This window comes from Zavarzinia compransoris, from assembly GCF_003173055.1.
GTDB classification, from domain to species: domain Bacteria; phylum Pseudomonadota; class Alphaproteobacteria; order Zavarziniales; family Zavarziniaceae; genus Zavarzinia; species Zavarzinia compransoris.
In genome coordinates this window covers 42844-61943 of the sequence record NZ_QGLF01000005.1, presented here as the reverse complement: position 1 = coordinate 61943, position 19100 = coordinate 42844, and the positions used below count along the sequence as shown (strand labels likewise).

Genomic DNA, 19100 nt, shown 5'->3' with positions numbered 1-19100 from the left:
GACGCTATCGCCCTGGACCGCGCGGCTCCAGGGCGAAGAATTCCAGGTGCCAGGTCATTTCGTCGGGGCTGAGCGGATAGGCCGTGCCGCCCCGGGCATGCAGGATCGCGCTTTGCGGGATCAGGGCGAGCTGGCGCTGCACCTTGACCGCGAGGCGCATGGACAAGCCCGCCTGCCAGACCAGGGCCACCACCGGCTTCGCCATGCGCGAGCCGAGCACCTGGCGCACCGCCGCCGGGGCCAGCCGGGAACAGACGCAAAGGGCGGCGATGACGAAATCGCGCCGGCCGGCGTCGATCGCCTCGTCGATCATGGTCTCGTCGAGAATGCTGCGCCGGTGCAGATCGGCGAGATGGCGCAGCAGGTCGTCGAAACTGTCCTGCGTATCCTCGTGCTGGCCCTGGGCGACCCTCTCGCGCACACGACGGGCCAGGGTGACCGCGGTTTCCTCGTCCAGGTCGCTGCGCGCCATCAGCTGGTCGACCAGGGACGAGGCGACGAAGCCGGCGATGCGCCGGATCGCCCGCATGGACAATTCGGTCCTGAGCACCAGGGGCTGGTGCCAGGCTTCGACCGAGGCGGCGGCGTCGATCACCTGATCGAGCACTTCTTCGCGCAGCGCCGCGTTGGGATTGGCCAGCAGGGACGCCACCGCCGGAATGTCGAGGGTGGCGACGATCGCCTCGGATATATTGGCCGGCAGGTCGCGCCGGCGCGAGATGGCGGCCAAAGCCCCCTCGACCCGGCAGGTGGCGATGATTTCCAACAGGTCCTCGTCGCCGAGCAGCGGGGAATATTCGAGGATCGGCGCCGCGACGATGAGATCGAGATCGCGGGCCAGGCGCTGGACGATCGGCTTCGGGACATGGCGGCTGGATTTCAGCTCGTCCGCCAGGATGCGGCGCACCGCGGGCAATTGGTCGCGGGCCAGGACCTCGATCAGTTCGATCACCCGGTCGCGCAGGCGGTCCTGTTCGCCCGGGGGCAGGTCGGGCAGCAGGCGGGCGACCTTGCGCGCCAGTTCGCAGCGCACCTCGTCGTCGACATCGGCGGTCAGGCGGCGGTCGGCCTGATGGGGCGTCGCCGGGTTGGCCGCCACCGCCTTGCGCACCCGCGCATCCGTGTCGTCGGCAAGGTAGTAGAGGATTTCCGGCCGCGTATCCTCGCGCCCGGCCAGCGCCCGGCGGTCGGCGGCGCCGCTTTCCAGGCGGGACTTCTGTTCCTCATAGGGCAGCGGATCGGCCTTGCCGGCGCGGCGGCCGAAAATGCGTCTGATCATGGGCGCCGCTCCTCGGGCGCCGCCAGTTCGGCGCGGTTGCGGCCGCCGGCCTTGGCGCGATAGAGCGCGGCATCGGTCCGCGCCATCAGCCGGTCCAGGGTTTCGTCGCTGCCGGCGGCCAGAATGCCGATGCCGATCGACATGCCGAGGCCGAAGTCCGGCAGGCGGAATTCCCGTTCCAGCCGGTCGGGGAGGTCATGCAGGAGCGCGGCCCGCTCGAAGGCGGCGGCCCCGCCGAGCCCGGGCAGCCAGATGGCGAATTCATCGCCGCCCAGCCGCGCGGCGCTGTCGCCGGGGCGCAAGCCCTCGGTGAAATAGCGGCCGAGGCCTTGCAGCACCTGGTCGCCCACGGCATGGCCGTAACGGTCGTTCAGTGGCTTGAATTCATCGAGATCGATCAGCAGCAGGGCGCCGCCCGCCCCGTCCCGGCCGGCCCGGCGCAGCAGGCCCGGCATGTCGGCCTCGAAGGCACGGCGATTCATCAGGCCGGTCAGCACGTCGATCCGCGACTGGCGCTGCAATTGCGCCACCCGGTCCCGAATCCCCAGCGCGAAGCCGAGCTGGTCGGCGACGGTGCCGAGAATCCCGGCCTGCACGCCCTGCCAGGGCGATTGCCCCTGGCGCAGCAGGACGAGGGCGCCGATCGGCAGGCCGCTTTCCGCGGCGATGGCGATCAGGGCCGAGTGATCGCCCACCGGCCGCGTCTCGACCCGGCCGACGACCTGACCCTGGGCGCAGATGGCGGCGACATCCGCCGTGACCGCGGCGATCGCCGCCGCCGGCACGGCACCGAGGTGCAGGATGGGCAGCATGGCGCCCGCCTCGTCGCGCGCCAGCACGATGACGCCGGCGCCGTGCAGCGTGGCGAGCGAGGCTTCGGCGGCGACGCGGATGGCCCGTTCCGGCCCGCCCTCGCCGCGCATGGCCGCGACCACGGCGCCGCGCAGCCGTTCCCGGTCGAGGGCCAGGGTCAGGGCCGTTTCCCGCGCCCTGGCGGCGGAGGCATCGCGGACCACACCGCGCAAGCCGACGACATGGCCGGCCTCGTCCACCACCGGGCGGGCGGACAATTGCGCCGAGATCCGGGTGCCGTCATCGCCGACCAGCCAGATTTCCGCATCCTGCACCGGCTGGTCGGCGACGAAGGGATCGGGCCGCCCCGCCAGCCATTCCGGATCGAGCAGGTCGAGCGCCTGGCGGCCGACCAGGCGCGCGGTCCGATAGCCGAACATCAGGTCCGGCGCGCAGAACAGGAAGCGGCCGTCACGGTCGGTTTCGAAGCAGAAATCGGGGGAACAGGCGATGATGTCGGCGAAACGCTCCACCGCTTCGGTCTGGCGCAGCAGGACGAGGCGTTCCTCGGTCACGTCGCGGCCCATCAGCAGCACGGCAGCGCCGATCGGCATGGCGCTGACCTCGAACAGATAGCGCTGTTCGAGCAGGATCTCCGCCTTGCGCCCGGCATTGCCGTGGCGGGCGCGCTCGATCAGGTCGATCAGGCCCGGGTGGCCGGCGCGGAGAGCGACGACAAGCACCCGCGCATCCTCGTTCGCCTCGACCACGCGGATGCCCTGGCCGACGATGAGGGCCGGGCCGGGATAGGTATCGACCAGCCGGTCGAGCACGGCGCCGCCGCCCGCGCCCTGCCCCCTCTGCCTGTCGTCCGCCATATCCTTCGCCATCACCGCCAACACGTCACACCTCGAAGGGCTTCCAATCCCAGCCTAATGCGGTTTTCTCAAGATTTGGTTGACGGCGCCGCCAGGGAATTCGTTCGATCACCCTTGCCAGGGGAATTCGCTCAATCGCCCTTGCCAGGGCGGGGGCTTGCCGCCACTCTCCGGCCATGCCCGACCGACGCCTTGCCCGGACCGAGACCTGGGTCTTCGATCTCGACAACACGCTATATCCCGCCTCCTGCCGTCTGTTCGACCAGATCGAGGCGAAGATGCGCTCCTATATCCGCCGCCACCTGGGGTTGGACGACGAGGCCGCCCGCGCCCTCAAGACCCGGCTGTTCCACGCCCACGGTACGACCATGAAGGGGCTGATGGTCGATCACGGCGTCGATCCCCATGATTTCCTCGCCTTCGTTCACGATATCGACCTCGCCCCCCTCGACGGCGCCCCGGCGCTCGACGGCGTGCTTGCCGCCCTGCCGGGGCGGAAGGTGATCTTCACCAACGGTTCCGCCGCCCATGCCGGCAATGTGCTGGCCCGCCTCGGCATCGCCGGGCATTTCGACGGGGTCTTCGACATCGTCGCCGCCGGCTTCACGCCCAAGCCCGAGATCGGCCCCTATCGCACCATGCTGGCGGACCTCGGCATCGATCCCGCCCGCGCCACCATGGTCGAGGACATGGCCCGCAACCTGCGGCCGGCGGCCGATCTCGGCATGGCCACGGTCTGGATCCCGAACGGCACCGACTGGGGCGCCGAGGGCCAGGGCGACCATATCCACCATGTCGCCGACGACCTGGCCGCCTTCCTTGGCGCGATCGGTTGACATCGGGGCAAGGCCCCCTAATGTCCCGGAAATTCATGCTGGGAGTAGCGACATGGCCTTGAAGGAACTGGAAACCGCGATCGAAGCCGCCTGGGACGCCCGCGACGGCATCAGCGCCGCGACCACGGGCCCCGTGCGCACGGCGGTGGAACAGGCCCTGGACCTGCTCGACGGTGGCACCGTCCGCGTCGCCGAGCCGACGGCCGACGGCTGGGTGGTGAACCAATGGCTGAAGAAGGCGGTACTGCTGTCCTTCCGCCTGAACGATTCGGTCGCCGTCCCCGGCGGCCCCGGCCACGGCACCTGGTTCGACAAGGTGCCCGGCAAGTTCGAGGGCTGGGGCGACAACCAGTTCAAGGCCGCCGGTTTCCGCGCCGTGCCCGGCTGCTTCGTCCGCCGGTCCGCCTATATCGCGCCCGGCGTCGTCCTGATGCCGAGCTTCGTCAATGTCGGCGCCCATGTCGCCAAGGGCACGATGATCGACACCTGGGCGACCGTCGGTTCCTGCGCCCAGATCGGCGCCAATTGCCACATTTCGGGCGGCGCCGGCATCGGCGGCGTGCTGGAACCCCTGCAGGCCGGCCCGGTGGTGATCGAGGACAATTGCTTCATCGGCGCCCGCGCCGAAGTGGCCGAGGGCGTGGTGGTCGAGACCGGTTCCGTGCTCTCCATGGGGGTCTATATCGGCGCCTCGACCAAGATCGTCGACCGCGCCACGGGCGAAGTGTTCCGCGGCCGCGTGCCCGCCTATTCGGTGGTGGTGCCCGGCACCATCCCCGGCAAGGCCCCGGGCGAGCCCGGCCTCTATGCCGCCGTGATCGTGAAGCGTGTCGATGCGCAGACCCGCTCCAAGACCTCGATCAACGAACTGCTGCGCGACTGACGGCCCGATCATGGTGAAGCCCCCGGTCCTCGACGCCCTGCCGCTGGCGATCGAACTGATCCGCTGCCCGAGTGTTACCCCGGCCGATGCCGGCGCGCTCGACACCCTCGGCGGGGTGCTGAAGGGCCTGGGCTTCACCGTCGAACACCTGCCCTTCGCCGAGGCCGGCACCCCCGATATCGACAATCTCTATGCCCGGATCGGCGACGGTTCGGGCGCCGGGCCGCATTTCTGCTTTGCCGGCCATACGGATGTGGTCCCGGTCGGCGAGCGCAACCGCTGGACCGTCGATCCCTTCGCCGCCACCCTCGACCAGGGCTGGCTGATCGGCCGCGGCGCCGCCGACATGAAGGCGGCGATCGCCTGCTTCACCGCCGCCGCCAGCCACTTCCTCGCCGATCACAACGGACGGGTGCCGCGCGGCGGCGCCATCTCGCTGCTGATCACCGGCGACGAGGAAGGCCCGGCCGTCAACGGCACGGTGAAGATGCTGGAAACCCTGTCCGCCCGGGGCGAGGTCTGGCACGCCTGCGTGGTCGGGGAGCCGACCAACCCCCGCGCCCTCGGCGACATGGCGAAGATCGGCCGGCGCGGCTCGATCAACGGCACGATCACGGTGACCGGGGTGGAGGGCCATGTCGCCTATCCCCATCTCGCCGACAATCCGGTGCCGAAGCTGGTGCGCCTGCTCGCCGCCCTCGATGCCCTGCATCTCGACGACGGCACCGGGCATTTCCAGCCCTCGAACCTCGAGATCACCACCGTCGACGTCGGTAATCCCGCGACCAATGTGATCCCCCGGGTGGCGACGGCGCGCTTCAACATCCGCTTCAACGACCGCCATACCGGCGCCTCGCTGGACGCCCTGGTGCGCCGCGCGCTGGACGCCACCGGCGTGCCCTACGAACTCGAGACCCGGACCTCGGGCGAAGCCTTCCTGACCGAGCCGGGCGAATTGAGCGCCGTCGTCGCCGAGGCGGTCGAGGAGGTAACCGGAAAAGTGCCGGAACTGTCGACCAGCGGCGGCACCTCGGACGCGCGCTTCATCGCGCGCTATTGCCCGGTGATGGAATTCGGCCTGGTGGGCGAGACCATGCACAAGGCCGACGAGAAGGTCCGGGTCGAGGACCTGGAGCGCCTGACCCGGATCTATCACGGCATGCTGCGGCGCTTCTTCCGGACGCCGCGCGGCTGATTTTTAGCGCCCGCCGAGGATCACATCCAGGATGAGACCGGTGGCGACCGCCGCGACCACGACATCGGCGCCGATCGAATAATAGCCGTAGCCCCGGGGCAGCGGCCGCAGCTCGGCGATCATGGGCGGCGGCAGCGGCCGGTAATAGCCGCGCGGCAGGTAGCCGCCGCGGACCGGCGCCACATAGTAGCGCGGCGGCACCGGCTGGTAATAGGTCGGATAGCGGTCGTGCCAGCGGCGGAAGCGCGGCCGGTCGCGGTCGGAGAAGCGCGCACCGTCGTCATAGCCGCGGTCGTAACCGCGATCGTAACCCCGGTCATAGCCGCGGTCGTAACCGCGGGCATAACCCGGATGGCGCGGCGGCGGCCCGCGGCGGTCGTCGTCGTAATAGCCGCCGCGGCGGCCGTAATCGTCATGATCGCGATCGCGATCGCGGGCGAAGGCGGTCGCCGCCGGCGCCAGCAGCGCCGTCACCAGACCCGCGACGAGAAGTGATTTACCGATAGACATGGGCGTCGTCCATCCGTTGCCAACTGATGAATAAACCCGGCGCCGGGCCGGCGGTTCCGCGCCGATCTCAGACCGACGCGAGCCACCAGGCATGGCCGGCGCGCCGTCGCGCCGGGGCCCGCGCCGGGACGGCGCCATGGGCCAGGGCGCGCCGGTAGACCGCCTCGACATCCGCGACATGGACATGGACAGGGCGCCCGCGGAGCGGGCCCCGGTCGCGCCGCCGCCGATCATGATCACGCTGTCGTCGATGCCGACCTCGGCATGCATCAAGCTGCCGTCCGGGCGATCGAAGCGGCGCGGCAACCTCAGCGGACGACGTCGCGCAGGATATCGACGATCAGGCCGCTCGCGGCCTCGACCAGCAGGACGTCGGGCCCGACCATGACGCGGTCGAGGCCGGCCGGGGCGGGCGACAGAAGCGCCAGCAGGTCGCCGGGCAGGGCCTTGCGGGCGATCCCCGGCGGCACGCGCCCCTTGTTCACCAGCTGCCGGCGCTGGCCGGGGGAGAGGTCGATCAGGTGGCCGTCATGGCGCAGGAAATAATTGGCGATGAGCTGGCGCTCGGTCGTGGAAAAACCGGGCGCCGGCACCCGGGCGGCCACCGTCTCGGCCGAGGTGCCGCCGGCAGCCATGGGCGCCAGCGACAGCGCCAGGCCGACGCAAAGCGCCGCGGCCAGGCGGCGCATGCCCCTGTCCCTTCCCCGTGCCGCCGTGACCGAATCGCATGTCATCATGCCATCCACAACGCGGCCGGGGCGCCGGGGTTCCCGATCCCTGCGCCGCTTCGTCATTTCGCCGCCCGATTCCGCCGTCAGGACCCGGCCAGGACGATCTGGACGATGATGCCGGTGGCGATCACCGCCAGCACCACGTCGCCGCCGACGGCGAAATAGGCATGCCCGGCCGGCGGGCGCGGCAGCAGGTCGACGAGGCCGGACGGCGGCGGACGGTAGTGGCCGGGCGGCAGCCCGGCATGGACCGCGACCCCGCGCGCCACCTCGCCCGGGACGGGCCGCTGCCAGCCGGGGTGCCTGTCCTGCCAATGGCGCAGCGCGTCGCGCTGGCGGTCGTCGAGACGGATGGGATCGTGGCCGGCGGCGGGGCGCGGCGCGCTCGGCCGGCCGGGGGCGGCGCGCCCGGTGTCCCGCCGCGGCGGATCGCGCCGGGGCGATGCCGGTTCGGCGGACGGCTGGGCCGCCAAAGCCGCCCCCGGCCCGAGCACGGCCAGGAACAGCACCAGGGCACGGCGCGACAAGCCCTTCATGCGCGGGTCTCCCCTCATTGCGTCAAAGCCTTGAACGACGGCGGGGGCCGGGCTCCTGCGCCCCTGCCCGTCAGTCGCCCCAATCGTCATAGTCGACGCCGGTCAGCACCAGGCCCTGGGCCGGCGCGGTCGGGCCGGCGGCGACCCGGTCGCGGGCGGCCAGGGCCGCGGCCACATCCGCCGGCGACCAGCGGCCGTCGCCGGCGAGGCGCAGGGTCCCGACCATGATCCGCACCTGATTGTGCAGGAACGAGCGGGCATCGGCATAGACATGGATCTCGTCGCCGGCGCGTTCGACCTTCAGGCGGTCCAGGGTCTTGACCGGCGATTTGGCCTGGCATTCGGTGGCGCGGAAACTGGAAAAATCATGGGTGCCGGCCAGGACGTCCGCCGCCGCCTGCATCGCCCCGGCATCGAGCAGATGGGGCACGTGCCAGACCCGGCCGAGGTCGAGCGCCGGCGGCGCCCGGCGGTTGAGAATGCGGTAGCGATAATGCCGGGCGGTGGCCGAGAACCGGGCGTGGAATGTCTCGCGTACCGGGCTGGCCTCCAGGATGACCACCGGCATGTCCTTCAGGTGGAAATTCAGCGCATCCCGCAGGTTCTGCCCGCCGATCACCCGGTCGAGATCGAGATGGCCCACCTGGCCGCTGGCATGGACGCCGGAATCCGTGCGCCCGGCGCCATGGACCAGGGGGGCGATGCCGTCGTTCAGGACCGCGGCCGCGGTCTCGATCGCGCCCTGCACGCTGGGCAGGCCGGTTTCCTGGCGCTGCCAGCCGAGGAAGGCGGCGCCGTCATATTCGATCAGCAGGCGATAGCGCGGCATGGCCGCCCTCAGCCGAGAACGGTGCCCGCCGGCACGGCGAAGCCGCGCAGGAGATCGGCGACGGCGACCGCGCCCCGGCCGGGGCGCTGCACCAGCAGGGGCCGGATCGCCCCCTGGCCGCAGGCGATGGTCAGGCGCTCGTCCAGCACGGTGCCGGGGGCCTGGCCGTGGGCCACCTCGGGCAGGGGTTCGGCGCGCAGGATCTTGCAGCGCTCGCCCTCGATGTCGGCGAAGGCGCCGGGGGCGGGCGAGAGGGCCCGGATCTGGCAATCCACCGCTTCCGCCCCTTGGGCGAAATCGATGCGGGCATCATCCTTGGCGATCTTGCGGGCATAGGTCACCCCCTCCGCCGCCTGGGGCCGGGGGGTGACGCGGCCGCTGGCGACCAGGGCCAGACCGTCGACCATCAGGGGCCCGCCCAGGGCGGCAAGGCGGTCGTGCAGGGTGCCCGCGGTCTCGTCCGGGCCGATCTCGACCCGTTCCTCGAGCACGATCGGGCCTTCGTCCAGCCCTTCCGACATGGCCATGACGGCGATGCCGGTTTCCTCGTCCCCGGCCCAGAGCGCGCGCTGGATCGGGGCGGCGCCGCGCCAGCGCGGCAGCAGCGAGGCATGAAGGTTGAAACAGCCGAGCCTGGGCGCCCACAGCACCGCCGCCGGCAGGATCAGGCCATAGGCGACGACCACCGCGGCATCGAGGCCGAGAGCGGCGAAAGCCTGCTGTTCGGCGGGGTCGCGCAGGCTTTTCGGCGTGAACACGGGAATACCCGCCGCCTCGGCGGCCTGATGGACCGGCGAGGGCGTGAGCCTGTGTCCCCGGTTGGCCGGGCGCGGCGGCTGGCTGTAGACGGCGGCGATCTCGTGGCCGGCGGCCAGCACGGCCTTCAGGGTCGGCACCGCGAAACCGGGCGTGCCCATGAAGGCAAGGCGGAGAGGTTGAACAGCCACGGGAAACTCCTCGCGGCGGAAGCCCGGGCGGTTCAGGCCTTGGCGAACTTCCGCGCCTTGGCCAGCTTGCGCATCAGCATGCCGCGCCGGGCAAAGGACAGGTGATCGACGAAGAGCACGCCTTCGAGATGGTCCATCTCGTGCTGGATGCAGGTGGCGAGCAGGCCGTCCATCTCGTCCTCATGGGCCTTGCCCTCGCGGTCGAGATAGGACACCCGCACCCGGGCCGGGCGCTGCACCTCGGCATATTGCTCCGGCACCGAGAGACAGCCTTCCTCGTAGGTCGAAATCTCTTCGTCCGACTTCCAGGTGATCTCGGGATTGATGAAGACGCGGGGCGCCTTGTCCTCGTCCTCGCGCGCCAGATCGATGACCAGCAGGCGTTTCGGCACGCCGACCTGGATCGCGGCCAGGCCGATGCCCGGTGCGTCGTACATGGTCTCGAACATGTCGTCGATCAGGCCCTGCAGGTCGGCATCGAAAGCCTCGACCGGGGTCGACTTCTGCTTGAGGCGCGGATCGGGCGCGATGAGGATGGGACGGATAGCCATGGCTGACAGGTATGACGTCCGCCCGCCGGCGTCAAGCGGCCCCGGATGCAGGGCGGCGCTTCAGGTGGGGCATGGGTGCCCTGTCATCGGGGATTACAGGCGCTGGCGAAAAACAATTCATGTTTGTATTCTTCATCGCGAACCTGCGGGGAGATTGTGATGCTTGAAGAATGGGCCCTTGGCCTGGCCAACTCCGGCGAACGGGCCATGAGCTTTCTGTTGACGGTCGCCATGGCCGTCGGCGGGGGGATCGGCGCCGTCCTTTTCCGGAAGGACGTCGATATCGTCGGCCGCGCCCCCTTTTTCGCCTGGTCGGGGGTGATCTACCTCCCCTTGGGCCTTCTGCAATTCACCTGGCTCTGGAGTTCCTCCCTGATCGCGCAGGGAAATTTCTGGATCCTGATCCTCGGCCAATGCCTGGCCTATGCCGCGGCCGGGATCTTCTACTATAGGGTTGCCGCCGCCCGTTCCCGCGACATCCGCGGCAACAATACGCTCGTGCCCTATGCCTTCATCCCGCTCGCCAACCTGTGGCTGGTCTTCGCGAAATCGGGCGAGATGACCAAGCCCGGGCCGGATACGGCGCCGGCCTTGCTCCGCGGCTACAAGGGGGTGGCGATCGGCTTCGGCCTGTTCGCCGCCTTTGCCGCCGCCGCCGGCTACGCCCAATACCAGCTGGTGGCACCGATGGAGACGGCGGCAGCCGAAGTCGACACCACCGAGGCGGACGCCCTCATCCAGAAGCACGGGCTGGACGCGGTGACGGAGGCCGTCTTTGCCGAAGTGCCCATTCCCTATGAAATCGACCCCTATACGTCGATCACCAGGATCGAGATCGCGGGCCCGCGCGTGGACCGCGACCTCACCGTCACCCTGGGCGGTTTCAAGATGACCGCGCAATTCAAGAAGATCAGCACCCTCACCGTCTGCAGCGAGCCCTTTCTGCGCGCCATGGTCCGGGCGGGCGGCACCATCAGCGACCATTACCTCAAGCCCGACGGCACGGCGATCGGCACCTTGATCATCGACAAAGCCGCCTGCGGCGACTGAGCCCCGGAGGGCGGCCGGGACGGAGGCGCTTGTCACCCTGCCGCATGGATGTTACGAGGTCCGCCGCCCCCGGCAGCAAGACCGGGGGCGAGGGATCACGGCCGGGAGTATGAGGATATGCGCCGCACCATGCTGCAAGCCAAGCTGCACCGGGTCAGCGTCACCCATTGCGAGCTGGACTACGAGGGTTCCTGCGCCATCGACGACGACCTGCTCGAAGCCTCTGGCCTGCTGCCCTTGCAGAAGATCGACATCTACAATGTCAACAACGGGGCGCGCTTCTCGACCTATGTCATCCGGGCGGAGCGCGGCTCGGGCGTCATCTCGCTGAACGGCGCCGCCGCGCGCATGGCGCAGAAGAACGACATCCTGATCATCGCCGCCTATGTCGAGGTCGAGGAGGCGGAACTGCCGGGCTTCGCCGCCAGGCTGGTCTATGTCGACGGCGCCAACCGCATCAAGTCGACCGCGAGCGAGATCGCCGTGCAGCCCGCCGCCGGCCGGCCCCGCGCCGCCGAGTGAGCCGGTGAGCGCCGACGGCCCGAAGAATTACCTCACCCCGGAAGGCTATGCCCGCCTGGCCGAGGAATTGCGCCACCTGACCCGCGTCGAGCGGCCCAAGGTGGTCGAGGTGGTGTCCTGGGCCGCCGGCAACGGCGACCGGTCGGAAAACGGCGACTATCTCTACGGCAAGAAGCGCCTGCGCGAGATCGACCGCCGCCTGCGCTTCCTGACCAAGCGCCTGGAAGGGGCGACGGTGGTCGACCCCGCTCAGCAGAAGGTGAAGACCCGGGTCTTCTTCGGCGCCACCGTCACCTATGCCGGCGACGACGACGTGGAAAGGACCGTGCGCATCGTCGGCACCGACGAAGCCCGTTCCGACCAGGGCGAGATCAGCTGGATTTCCCCGGTCGCCCGCGCCCTCCTGAAGGCCGAGGTGGGCGACGTGGTCACGGTGCAGACCCCCCAGGGCCCGGAAAGCCTGGAAATCGTCGCCATCCGCTATTGAACCGCAAGGCGGGCGCGGAACAGCGCCTCGATCCAGGCGACGAAGACCCGCAGCCGCGGCGTCAGCTGATGGCGGTGGGGATAGAGAATGGCGATGGGCATGGGCGCCGCCCGCCAGTCCGGCATGACCTCGACCAATTCGCCGAGGCCGAGATGGTCCTGCACGTCGAAGGCCGGGATCTGGATCAGGCCGAGACCGGCAAGGCAGCAGGCGATATAGGCCTCGGCACTGTTGACCGTGACCCGCGCCGGCAATGTCACCGTGCCCGCCGCCCCGCATTCCCATTCGGCGATCCGGCCCGAGAGCGGCGAAGCGTAATTGACCGCGACATGGGCGGCGAGATCCCCCGGCGCCATCGGCACGCCGTGGCGGGCGAGATAGGCCGGGCTGGCGCAATTGATCAGGGGCAAGGTCCCGAGCGTGCGCGCGATCAGCCCCGAATCCGGCAGGTGGCCGACCCGGATCACCGCATCCACCCCCTCCCCCACCAGATCGATCGGCCGGTCGGTGACGCCGAGATCGACGTCGATGGCGGGATAGCGGTCGAGAAAATCCGGCAGCGCCGGCGCGATCATCCGCCGGCCGATGCGCCCCGGCACATTCACCCGCAGCAACCCGCGCGGCTGCGCCGCCGATTGGCGGAACAGGCCCTCCGCCTCCTCCATGTCCTGGACCAGGCGGAGCGCGCGCTCGTAGAAGGCGGTGCCGTCGGCGGTCGGGGTCACCCGCCGGGTCGTCCGGTGCAGCAGGCGGACGCCGAGGCGCGCCTCCAGGTCCTGCACCGCGGTCGAGACGGTGGAACGGGGCAGGCGCAGGCTGTCGGCGGCGCGGGTGAAGCTGCCGCCCTCCACCACCCGGGCAAAAATGCGGAACAGATCGATGCGGTCCATGACATCATTGGTCGAGATACCCGATCAATGATGTCAGGAATCCCCGATTTATCCAGGAATTCATAAGGATGATCCTGCCCCCATCCTCAATCTGGGAGCAGGACATGGCCGACCACAGCCTGAAGGGCAAAACCATTCTGATCGCCGGCGGGGGCAAGAACCTGGGCGGTCTGATCGCACGCGATCTGGCGGCCCAGGGCGCCCGGGCGGTCGCCATCCATTACAACAGCCCGGCCAGCGAGGCGGAGGCGGCAGCGACCGCCGCCGCGGTCGAGGCGGCGGGGGCCAAGGCCGTCACGATCCAGGCGGACCTGACCACGGCGGACGCGGTGGCCACGCTCTTCACCGAGGCCAAGGCGGCCATGGGCGCGATCGACATCGCCATCAACACCGTCGGCAAGGTGCTGAAGAAGCCGATCGCGGAGATTTCCGAGGCGGAATACGACGACATGTTCGCCGTGAACGCCAAATCCGCCTTCTTCTTCATCAAGGAAGCCGGGCTGCATCTGGCCGACAACGGCAAGCTGCTGACCCTGGTCACCAGCCTGCTCGGCGCTTTCACGCCCTTCTATGCCTCCTATGCCGGCGCCAAGGCCCCGGTCGAGCATTTCACCCGGGCGGCGGCCAAGGAATTCGGCGCCCGCGGCATTTCGGTGACGGCGGTCGGCCCGGGCCCCATGGACACGCCCTTCTTCTACGGCCAGGAAGGGCCGGAGGCGGTCGCCTATCACAGCACGGCGGCGGCCCTTTCGCCCTTCTCGAAAAAGGGCCTGACCGATATCGAGGATATCGTGCCGCTGATCCGCTTCCTGGTCTCGGACGGCTGGTGGATCACCGGCCAGACCATCCTCGCCAACGGCGGCTATACCACGAAGTGACGGGGCGGGGCGGGCGCCGCTCAGGCGCCCGCATCCTGCAATTCCTTCATGCGGCGGAGCGCCAGCACGGCCTGGGTCCGGCTGGCGACCCCGAGCTTGTGCAGCACGGCCGAGACATGGGCCTTCACCGTCGTCTCGGAGACGCTGAGGATATGGCTGATCTCCTTGTTCAGCCGCCCCTCGCCCATCAGTTCGAGGACGCGCATCTGCTGCGGCGTCAGGCTGCCGATCTTGGCGAAAGGCTCGTCGTGGGCGCGGCCCTTGGGCACCGGCCGGGTGGCGGCGGCGACATGGGCGGCGTCGGGGGTGAAGATGCCGCCGGCCAGCACGGTCTCGATCGCGGCGCGGATCTTCTCGCGTCCCAGCGATTTCGGGATGTAACCCGCCGCACCGCAGGCGAGGCAGCGCGCGACCGTATCCTCGTCGGCCAGCGCCGAGACGATGGCGACCGGCAGTTCCGGCTTCACCTTCCGCAGCATGACGAGGCCGGCCAGGCCGTCCATGCCCGGCATGCGCAGGTCGAGCAGGGCAAGGTCCAGGTCGTCGTCGTCCTGCACGAGGTCGAGAACGCCGGCCAGGCTGGCGGCTTCGACCACCAGGGCATCGGCGCGCACCGCGGTCACCGCCCCGTGCAGGGCATCCCGGAACAAGGGGTGGTCGTCGGCAATCAGTACCTTCAGCATCAGGCGGTCCCCCCAGGGTGCCACCCGGTCGTTGCCGGGTGATCGTCTCCATCGTCATTGTCGCATGTTGCCGTTGGCGGGCAACCCGACAAAAGGCAAAGCCGGGGTGGCAGAACCACCCCGGTTGCAAGTGTGTCGGACCGGCGTCAGGACTTCTTCGGCAGCTTGAAGACCCAAAGCATGCCGCCCTGGTTGAAGTTCTTGACGTATTCGGCCACATCGCCGCCCCACAGCGGCACCGCGCCGCCCCAGCCCGAGACCACGGCGACATATTGCTCGCCGTCCATGTCCCAGGTGATCGGGCTCGCCACCACGCCGGAACCGGTGTTGAAGCTCCACAGTTCCTTGCCGGTCTCGTCGTCGAAAGCCTTCAGGTAACCTTCGGGCGTACCTGTGAACACCAGGCCACCGGCGGTGGTCAGCACCCCGCCCCACAGCGGCGCGCGGTTCTTGTATTCCCACTTGATCTTGCCGGTCGCCGGGTCGATCGCGCGCAGCACGCCGATATGATCCTCGTAGAGCGGCTTGATGGTGAAGCCGGCACCGAGATAGGCCGCACCCTTCTTGTAGGTGATCGGCTCGTTCCAGATGTCCATGCCCCATTCGTTCGACGGGATGTAGAAGAGCGAGGTCTTCTTCGAATAGGCCATCGGCATCCAGTTCTTGCCGCCGAGGAAGGACGGCGCGGTGAACACCGACTTGCCCTTGCCGTCGGCGCCGCCGCCGGCCGCCGGATTGCCCGGACGGAATTCCGGATTGTAGATCGGCCGGCCCTTGTCGTCATAGCCCGTCGCCCAGTCGTGGCGGGAGACGAAGGGCTTGGCGCTGATGAACTTGCCGGTCGCGCGGTCGAGCACGAAGAAGAAGCCGTTGCGGTCAGCGGTGGCGACGGCCGGCGTCACCTTGCCGTCGGCGCCCTTCAGGTCGAAGGGAATGGCTTCGTTGACACCGTCGAAGTCCCAGCCGTCGTGCGGCGTGGTCTGGTAGTGCCAGACGATCTCGCCGGTCTTCGGGTCGATCGCCAGGCGCGACGCGGAATAGAGGTTGTCGCCCGGGCGCAGCCAGGAATTCCACGGCGCCGGGTTGCCGGTGCCGTAGAACAGCAGGCCGGTCTTCGGGTCGTAGGTCCCGCCGAGCCAGGTGCCGCCGCCGCCGGTCTGCCACTGGTCGCCTTCCCAGGAGGCGTTCTTGGTCCCGGTCATGGTCGAGGGCTTGCCGTCGCGGGTGCCCATGTTGCCTTCGATGACCGGGCGGATCCACTTCATCTCGCCGGTTTCGGCATCGAGGGCATAGACCTTGCCGACGACGCCGAATTCGCCGCCGGCGACGCCGGTGATCAGCATGCCGTTGACGATGAGCGGCGCATTGGTGATCGAATAGCCGGCCTTGTAGTCTTCGATCGCCTTCGACCACACCACCTTGCCGGTTTCACGGTTGAGGGCGACGATCTTGGCGTCCAGCGTGCCGAAATAGACCTTGTCGCCATAGACCGCGGCGCCGCGGTTGATGACGTCGCAGCACGGCATGATGCCGTCCGGCAGGCGGGCGTTGTATTCCCACAGTTCCTTGCCGGTCTTGGCGTCGACCGCCCAGATGCGGCTGTAGGAACCGGTGACGTAGATGACGCCGTCGACCACCAGCGGCTGGCTTTCCTGGCCGCGCTGCTTCTCGCCGCCGAAGGAGAAGGCCCAGACCGGCACCAGCCCCTTGACCGTATCCTTGTTCACGAGTTCCAGCGGGCTGAAGCGCTGCGCCTCGGTGCCGAGGCCATAGGTGAGCACGTCGCCGGTGGTTTCGGCGTCGGCGAGAATGTCCTTGTCGGTTACAGGCTTGGCGAGGCCAGCGCCTGCAAAGCCGAGCGTCGCGGCCGCGAGCGCAGCCGCGGCGACCGAACGCCTGAATATGGTTGCCATCCCAGTCTCCCTCAGATCGTGGTGCCCCTTGGGGCTTTTTCCGGCCAGGCGCGGAATTCCTCCCCATCCCGCGTAGGCCGCTGCATCATGAGGCATGGGAAAATATCCCGACTATTGCCCAATAGTACGACACGCAAGGCATTACTTCGCCGACAGCATTGCCCGCTCGAAGGCGGGATAGAGATGGATGACGCTGCGCGCGAATTCGGCCGGCGCCACCGCCAGCGCCGCCACTGCCGGCGGCAGCGGCAGGGCCATGACCTCGGCCGCGTCCAGCCCTTGCGCGGCGGCCTCGGCCAGCACCCGGCGCAGCCAGCGGAGATAGTCCGCGGTCTGGTCGAAGGCGGCGGGCGGCGGCGCCGGCGGACCATGCCCCGGGACCACCAGCGCCGGCTTCAGGGCGCGCAAGGTCTCGAGCGCCGCCAGCCAATGGTCGAGATCGGCCTGGGGCGTGGTCGGCGTGCGATCGAGAAAGGCGAGATCGCCGGCGAAGAGCACGCCGGTGCTGCGGTCGAACACGGCAAGGTCGGCGCCGGTATGGCCGCCCAGGGCCAGGAACTCCAGCCGGTGGCCGCCGACCTCGCGGAGGCCCGGGGCCAAGGTCTCGCCCGGCGGCACCGATTGGGTGCCCGCCATGGCATCGCCGACCAGCCGGTAGATACCGTCGAGCAGGGCCGGCGGCGCTTCCGCGATCGCCTGCCGCGTGCCGGCCAGCGCCGCGATGGGCACGCCGTCGAAGGCGCCGTTGCCGAGATAATGGTCCGGATGGGCATGGGTGTTCACCGCCAGGACCACCGGCGCATCGGTGATGCCGCCGATCAGGGCGCGCAATTGCCGGCCGTAGAGCAGCGAGGGGCCGGTATCGATGACGACGACGCCGGCCGCGGTGACGATGAAGCCGGTATTGACGATATTGCCGCCGTTCTGCCGGCTGAAATGCTCCATCGCCCCGATGACGACATAGGTCTCGGGCGCGACCTCGACCGCTTTCAAGCCATAGTCGAACGCCTGCGCCAGCCCGGACCAGAGCAGGACGAGGACGAAGGCGATGCCCCGGATCACAGCGTCACCGGCCGGCGGAAGACATTGCCGTTATTGTCCCGCGCCCGGATCACCACCGCCGGCAGGGCCAGCGCTGCCGGCAGTTCGACGGTGAGCAGGGGGTTTTCCGAAACCGGCTCGAAGGTCTCGAGCGCGCCGAGCAGGCTGCCGTCCGGCTTTTCCACCGTCACCCGCTCGATGAAGAAGGCGGGAATGCCGGCGGCCAGGCCGGTATCCATCGGGTGGCGGAAGGAAACGCGCAACCGCCGCCGCCCGTCGCGCGCGAAGACCCGCGCTTCCGATTCGCCGAGATGCGCGGTCCAATCGTCGGTGCCATGGGCCAGCGCCGGCGCGGTGCAGCCGCCGCCCATGGCATCGACCCATTGCCCGGCGACATGCCAGAGGCCGCGGGCATCCAGCGCCGCGACCCGCAGCGGCGTCGCCTGCTGGATCTTGAAGCGCGCGGCGATCAGGGGGGCGAGCGCGCCCGGCCGATAGTCCAGGATCAGGGGAATGGGGTTGAGGTCGGCGAAAGCCACCAATCGGGTTACGGGCCCCAGCTTGCCGGCGTCGGCCAGGAAGGGCACCTGCAGCGCATCCTCCGCCGACGACGGCGCCGAGAGGGCGACGCCGTCGTCGAAGACGACCGGGCCGCCGCCCAGGAATTGCTCCCGCATCTCGGCCCAGGAAATCGATTGCAGCGGATCCGCCGGCTCGGCGGCGCGGGCGCGCGGCCCAAGGGAAAGGGCGGCGCCGGCGCCGAGCAGGAGACGCCGCGTGATCATCGCTGCGGTGCCCAATAGGTGACGCCGGCCTCGGTGAACAGGCGCTGCATAGTGCCGTCCGCCTGCATGGCGGCCAGCGCATCGCCCACTTCGTAGACGAGGGGCCGGCAGGTTTCGCGGATGGCACAGCCGACGGTCCAGCGCGAGCGGAACATGCCGCCCATCAGGAACGGCCGCACCACCGCCTTCGGCGCCAGCGCGGGCGCGAAGGCTTCGAGCTGGGCCGCCTGGATGATCACCGCATCCACCTCGCCCCGGCCGAGCGCCGCCACCGCCTCGACCGGGCGGGGGAAATGCACGGTCGCCGCGCGCAGCTTGCCGCCGTTGCCGCTGGCCAGGAAGAAGTCCGGCATGGTGTCGACCTCGACGCCGATCCTTTTGTCGGCGTCCTGGTCCGGATCGAAGCCGCCGGGCATGCGCTCGGGATCGGTGGCGATCGCAAAGCCTTCCTCGAAATAGGGGCCGAAGAGGACGGTGAGATCGTTGTTGATCTGGATCTGCTTGTCGTAGGGAATATGGAACATGAGGTCGCCGACCGTGCGGTCGACCACATTGCCGCGCCAGATCCCGTTCCTCAGGTCGTCGTCGATCTTTTCCCCCGCGACCAGGGGGAAGAATTCGGCCTGCAACCCGATGCGTTGCGCGACCTCGCGGCCGATCGCGATGTCGATGCCCTTGGGGCCGTCCGGCGTGGTCGCCGAATAGGGGGCGAAATCCTCGTAATAGGGAATGCGCAGGATGCCCCGGGCGCGGATCGAATCATAGTTCAGCGTGCCGACCGGCGGCTGCTCGGCCCGGGTCGCGCCGGCGCCGAGGGCGGCGAGCGCAAGGCCGCCCGCCGCCTGGAGAAGCGCCCGCCGCGGCCACATGCGCGGGGCCGCCAT

At 69.5% G+C, this 19100-nt stretch carries 21 protein-coding genes; 7 read left to right on the top strand and 14 right to left on the bottom strand.

The annotated features are described in order from the left end of the window. Window positions 1-4: 4 nt before the first annotated feature. Together DKG75_RS17165 and DKG75_RS17160 are read right to left on the bottom strand one after the other, a co-directional pair. Entirely contained in the window at window positions 5-1279 is a 1275-nt protein-coding gene (locus DKG75_RS17165) for a DUF2336 domain-containing protein (protein ID WP_109922409.1), read from the bottom strand. Continuing rightward, window positions 1276-2949 carry a sensor domain-containing diguanylate cyclase gene (locus DKG75_RS17160; protein WP_133636660.1) on the bottom strand — a complete coding sequence of 558 codons (1674 nt, stop codon included), beginning with the start codon at window positions 2947-2949 and terminating at the stop codon, window positions 1276-1278. Before DKG75_RS17160 ends, DKG75_RS17165 begins: the two co-directional genes overlap by 4 nt. A gap of 176 nt (window positions 2950-3125) precedes the next feature. Between DKG75_RS17160 and DKG75_RS17155 the strand changes: the two genes are divergently transcribed. From DKG75_RS17155 to dapE, 3 genes are read left to right on the top strand one after another with little or no spacing between them, the layout of a single operon-like run. Beyond that, window positions 3126-3785: a pyrimidine 5'-nucleotidase gene (locus DKG75_RS17155; RefSeq protein WP_109922407.1), complete on the top strand. Its 660-nt coding sequence runs from the start codon at window positions 3126-3128 to the stop codon at window positions 3783-3785. A gap of 52 nt (window positions 3786-3837) precedes the next feature. Then, entirely contained in the window at window positions 3838-4668 is an 831-nt protein-coding gene (gene dapD, locus DKG75_RS17150) for a 2,3,4,5-tetrahydropyridine-2,6-dicarboxylate N-succinyltransferase (RefSeq protein WP_109922406.1), read from the top strand. Between the two features lie 10 nt (window positions 4669-4678). After that, window positions 4679-5863, top strand: a complete 1185-nt coding sequence (dapE, locus tag DKG75_RS17145; RefSeq protein WP_109922405.1) for a succinyl-diaminopimelate desuccinylase — start codon at window positions 4679-4681, stop codon at window positions 5861-5863. A gap of 3 nt (window positions 5864-5866) precedes the next feature. Here dapE and DKG75_RS17140 read toward each other — a convergent pair whose 3' ends face one another. The 6 genes from DKG75_RS17140 to def all read right to left on the bottom strand — a co-directional run bounded on the left by DKG75_RS17140 (window position 5867) and on the right by def (window position 9967). Then, the gene (locus DKG75_RS17140; RefSeq protein ID WP_133636658.1) at window positions 5867-6373 is read right to left on the bottom strand and encodes a hypothetical protein; all 507 of its coding nucleotides are present in this window, start codon (window positions 6371-6373) and stop codon (window positions 5867-5869) included. Window positions 6374-6681: 308 nt separating this feature from the next. After that, window positions 6682-7062 (bottom strand): hypothetical protein, encoded by a 381-nt coding sequence (locus DKG75_RS17130; protein WP_109922403.1) that lies wholly within the window; start codon window positions 7060-7062, stop codon window positions 6682-6684. Between the two features lie 125 nt (window positions 7063-7187). After that, window positions 7188-7640, bottom strand: coding sequence for an RcnB family protein (locus DKG75_RS17125; protein ID WP_109922402.1), 453 nt, complete (start codon window positions 7638-7640; stop codon window positions 7188-7190). A gap of 70 nt (window positions 7641-7710) precedes the next feature. Then, a complete protein-coding gene (gene truA / locus DKG75_RS17120) occupies window positions 7711-8469 on the bottom strand; it encodes a tRNA pseudouridine(38-40) synthase TruA (RefSeq protein WP_109922401.1) in 759 nt (252 codons plus the stop codon). An 8-nt stretch (window positions 8470-8477) separates the two neighbouring features. Continuing rightward, window positions 8478-9386, bottom strand: a complete 909-nt coding sequence (gene fmt, locus DKG75_RS17115) for a methionyl-tRNA formyltransferase (RefSeq protein WP_109922400.1) — start codon at window positions 9384-9386, stop codon at window positions 8478-8480. A 62-nt stretch (window positions 9387-9448) separates the two neighbouring features. Then, entirely contained in the window at window positions 9449-9967 is a 519-nt protein-coding gene (gene def, locus DKG75_RS17110; RefSeq protein WP_109922399.1) for a peptide deformylase, read from the bottom strand. Window positions 9968-10126: 159 nt separating this feature from the next. On the opposite strand from def, the gene DKG75_RS17105 reads away from it, so the two are divergent. The 3 genes from DKG75_RS17105 to greB all read left to right on the top strand — a co-directional run bounded on the left by DKG75_RS17105 (window position 10127) and on the right by greB (window position 12026). Next, window positions 10127-11017 carry a hypothetical protein gene (locus DKG75_RS17105; RefSeq protein ID WP_109922398.1) on the top strand — a complete coding sequence of 297 codons (891 nt, stop codon included), beginning with the start codon at window positions 10127-10129 and terminating at the stop codon, window positions 11015-11017. Window positions 11018-11146: 129 nt separating this feature from the next. After that, entirely contained in the window at window positions 11147-11539 is a 393-nt protein-coding gene (panD, locus tag DKG75_RS17100; protein WP_243746389.1) for an aspartate 1-decarboxylase, read from the top strand. 4 nt (window positions 11540-11543) lie between these two features. Continuing rightward, window positions 11544-12026 (top strand): transcription elongation factor GreB, encoded by a 483-nt coding sequence (greB, locus tag DKG75_RS17095; RefSeq protein ID WP_243746388.1) that lies wholly within the window; start codon window positions 11544-11546, stop codon window positions 12024-12026. Here greB and DKG75_RS17090 read toward each other — a convergent pair. Continuing rightward, window positions 12020-12916 carry a LysR family transcriptional regulator gene (locus DKG75_RS17090; RefSeq protein ID WP_109922395.1) on the bottom strand — a complete coding sequence of 299 codons (897 nt, stop codon included), beginning with the start codon at window positions 12914-12916 and terminating at the stop codon, window positions 12020-12022. The genes greB and DKG75_RS17090 overlap by 7 nt on opposite strands. A gap of 104 nt (window positions 12917-13020) precedes the next feature. On the opposite strand from DKG75_RS17090, the gene DKG75_RS17085 reads away from it, so the two are divergent. Beyond that, window positions 13021-13794 carry an SDR family oxidoreductase gene (locus DKG75_RS17085; protein WP_109922394.1) on the top strand — a complete coding sequence of 258 codons (774 nt, stop codon included), beginning with the start codon at window positions 13021-13023 and terminating at the stop codon, window positions 13792-13794. A 20-nt stretch (window positions 13795-13814) separates the two neighbouring features. Here DKG75_RS17085 and DKG75_RS17080 read toward each other — a convergent pair whose 3' ends face one another. The 5 genes from DKG75_RS17080 to DKG75_RS17060 all read right to left on the bottom strand — a co-directional run bounded on the left by DKG75_RS17080 (window position 13815) and on the right by DKG75_RS17060 (window position 19100). Beyond that, window positions 13815-14477, bottom strand: coding sequence for a response regulator (locus DKG75_RS17080; RefSeq protein ID WP_109922393.1), 663 nt, complete (start codon window positions 14475-14477; stop codon window positions 13815-13817). Window positions 14478-14623: 146 nt separating this feature from the next. Continuing rightward, a complete protein-coding gene (locus DKG75_RS17075) occupies window positions 14624-16390 on the bottom strand; it encodes a PQQ-dependent methanol/ethanol family dehydrogenase (protein WP_109922392.1) in 1767 nt (588 codons plus the stop codon). 141 nt (window positions 16391-16531) lie between these two features. Then, window positions 16532-17452, bottom strand: a complete 921-nt coding sequence (locus tag DKG75_RS17070) for a quinoprotein relay system zinc metallohydrolase 1 (RefSeq protein ID WP_109922391.1) — start codon at window positions 17450-17452, stop codon at window positions 16532-16534. Next, complete coding sequence (locus DKG75_RS17065; RefSeq protein WP_109922390.1) at window positions 17449-18216, bottom strand: quinoprotein dehydrogenase-associated SoxYZ-like carrier; 768 nt, start codon at window positions 18214-18216, stop codon at window positions 17449-17451. Before DKG75_RS17065 ends, DKG75_RS17070 begins: the two co-directional genes overlap by 4 nt. After that, complete coding sequence (locus DKG75_RS17060; RefSeq protein WP_109922389.1) at window positions 18213-19100, bottom strand: substrate-binding periplasmic protein; 888 nt, start codon at window positions 19098-19100, stop codon at window positions 18213-18215. The genes DKG75_RS17065 and DKG75_RS17060 overlap by 4 nt, the downstream gene beginning before the upstream one ends.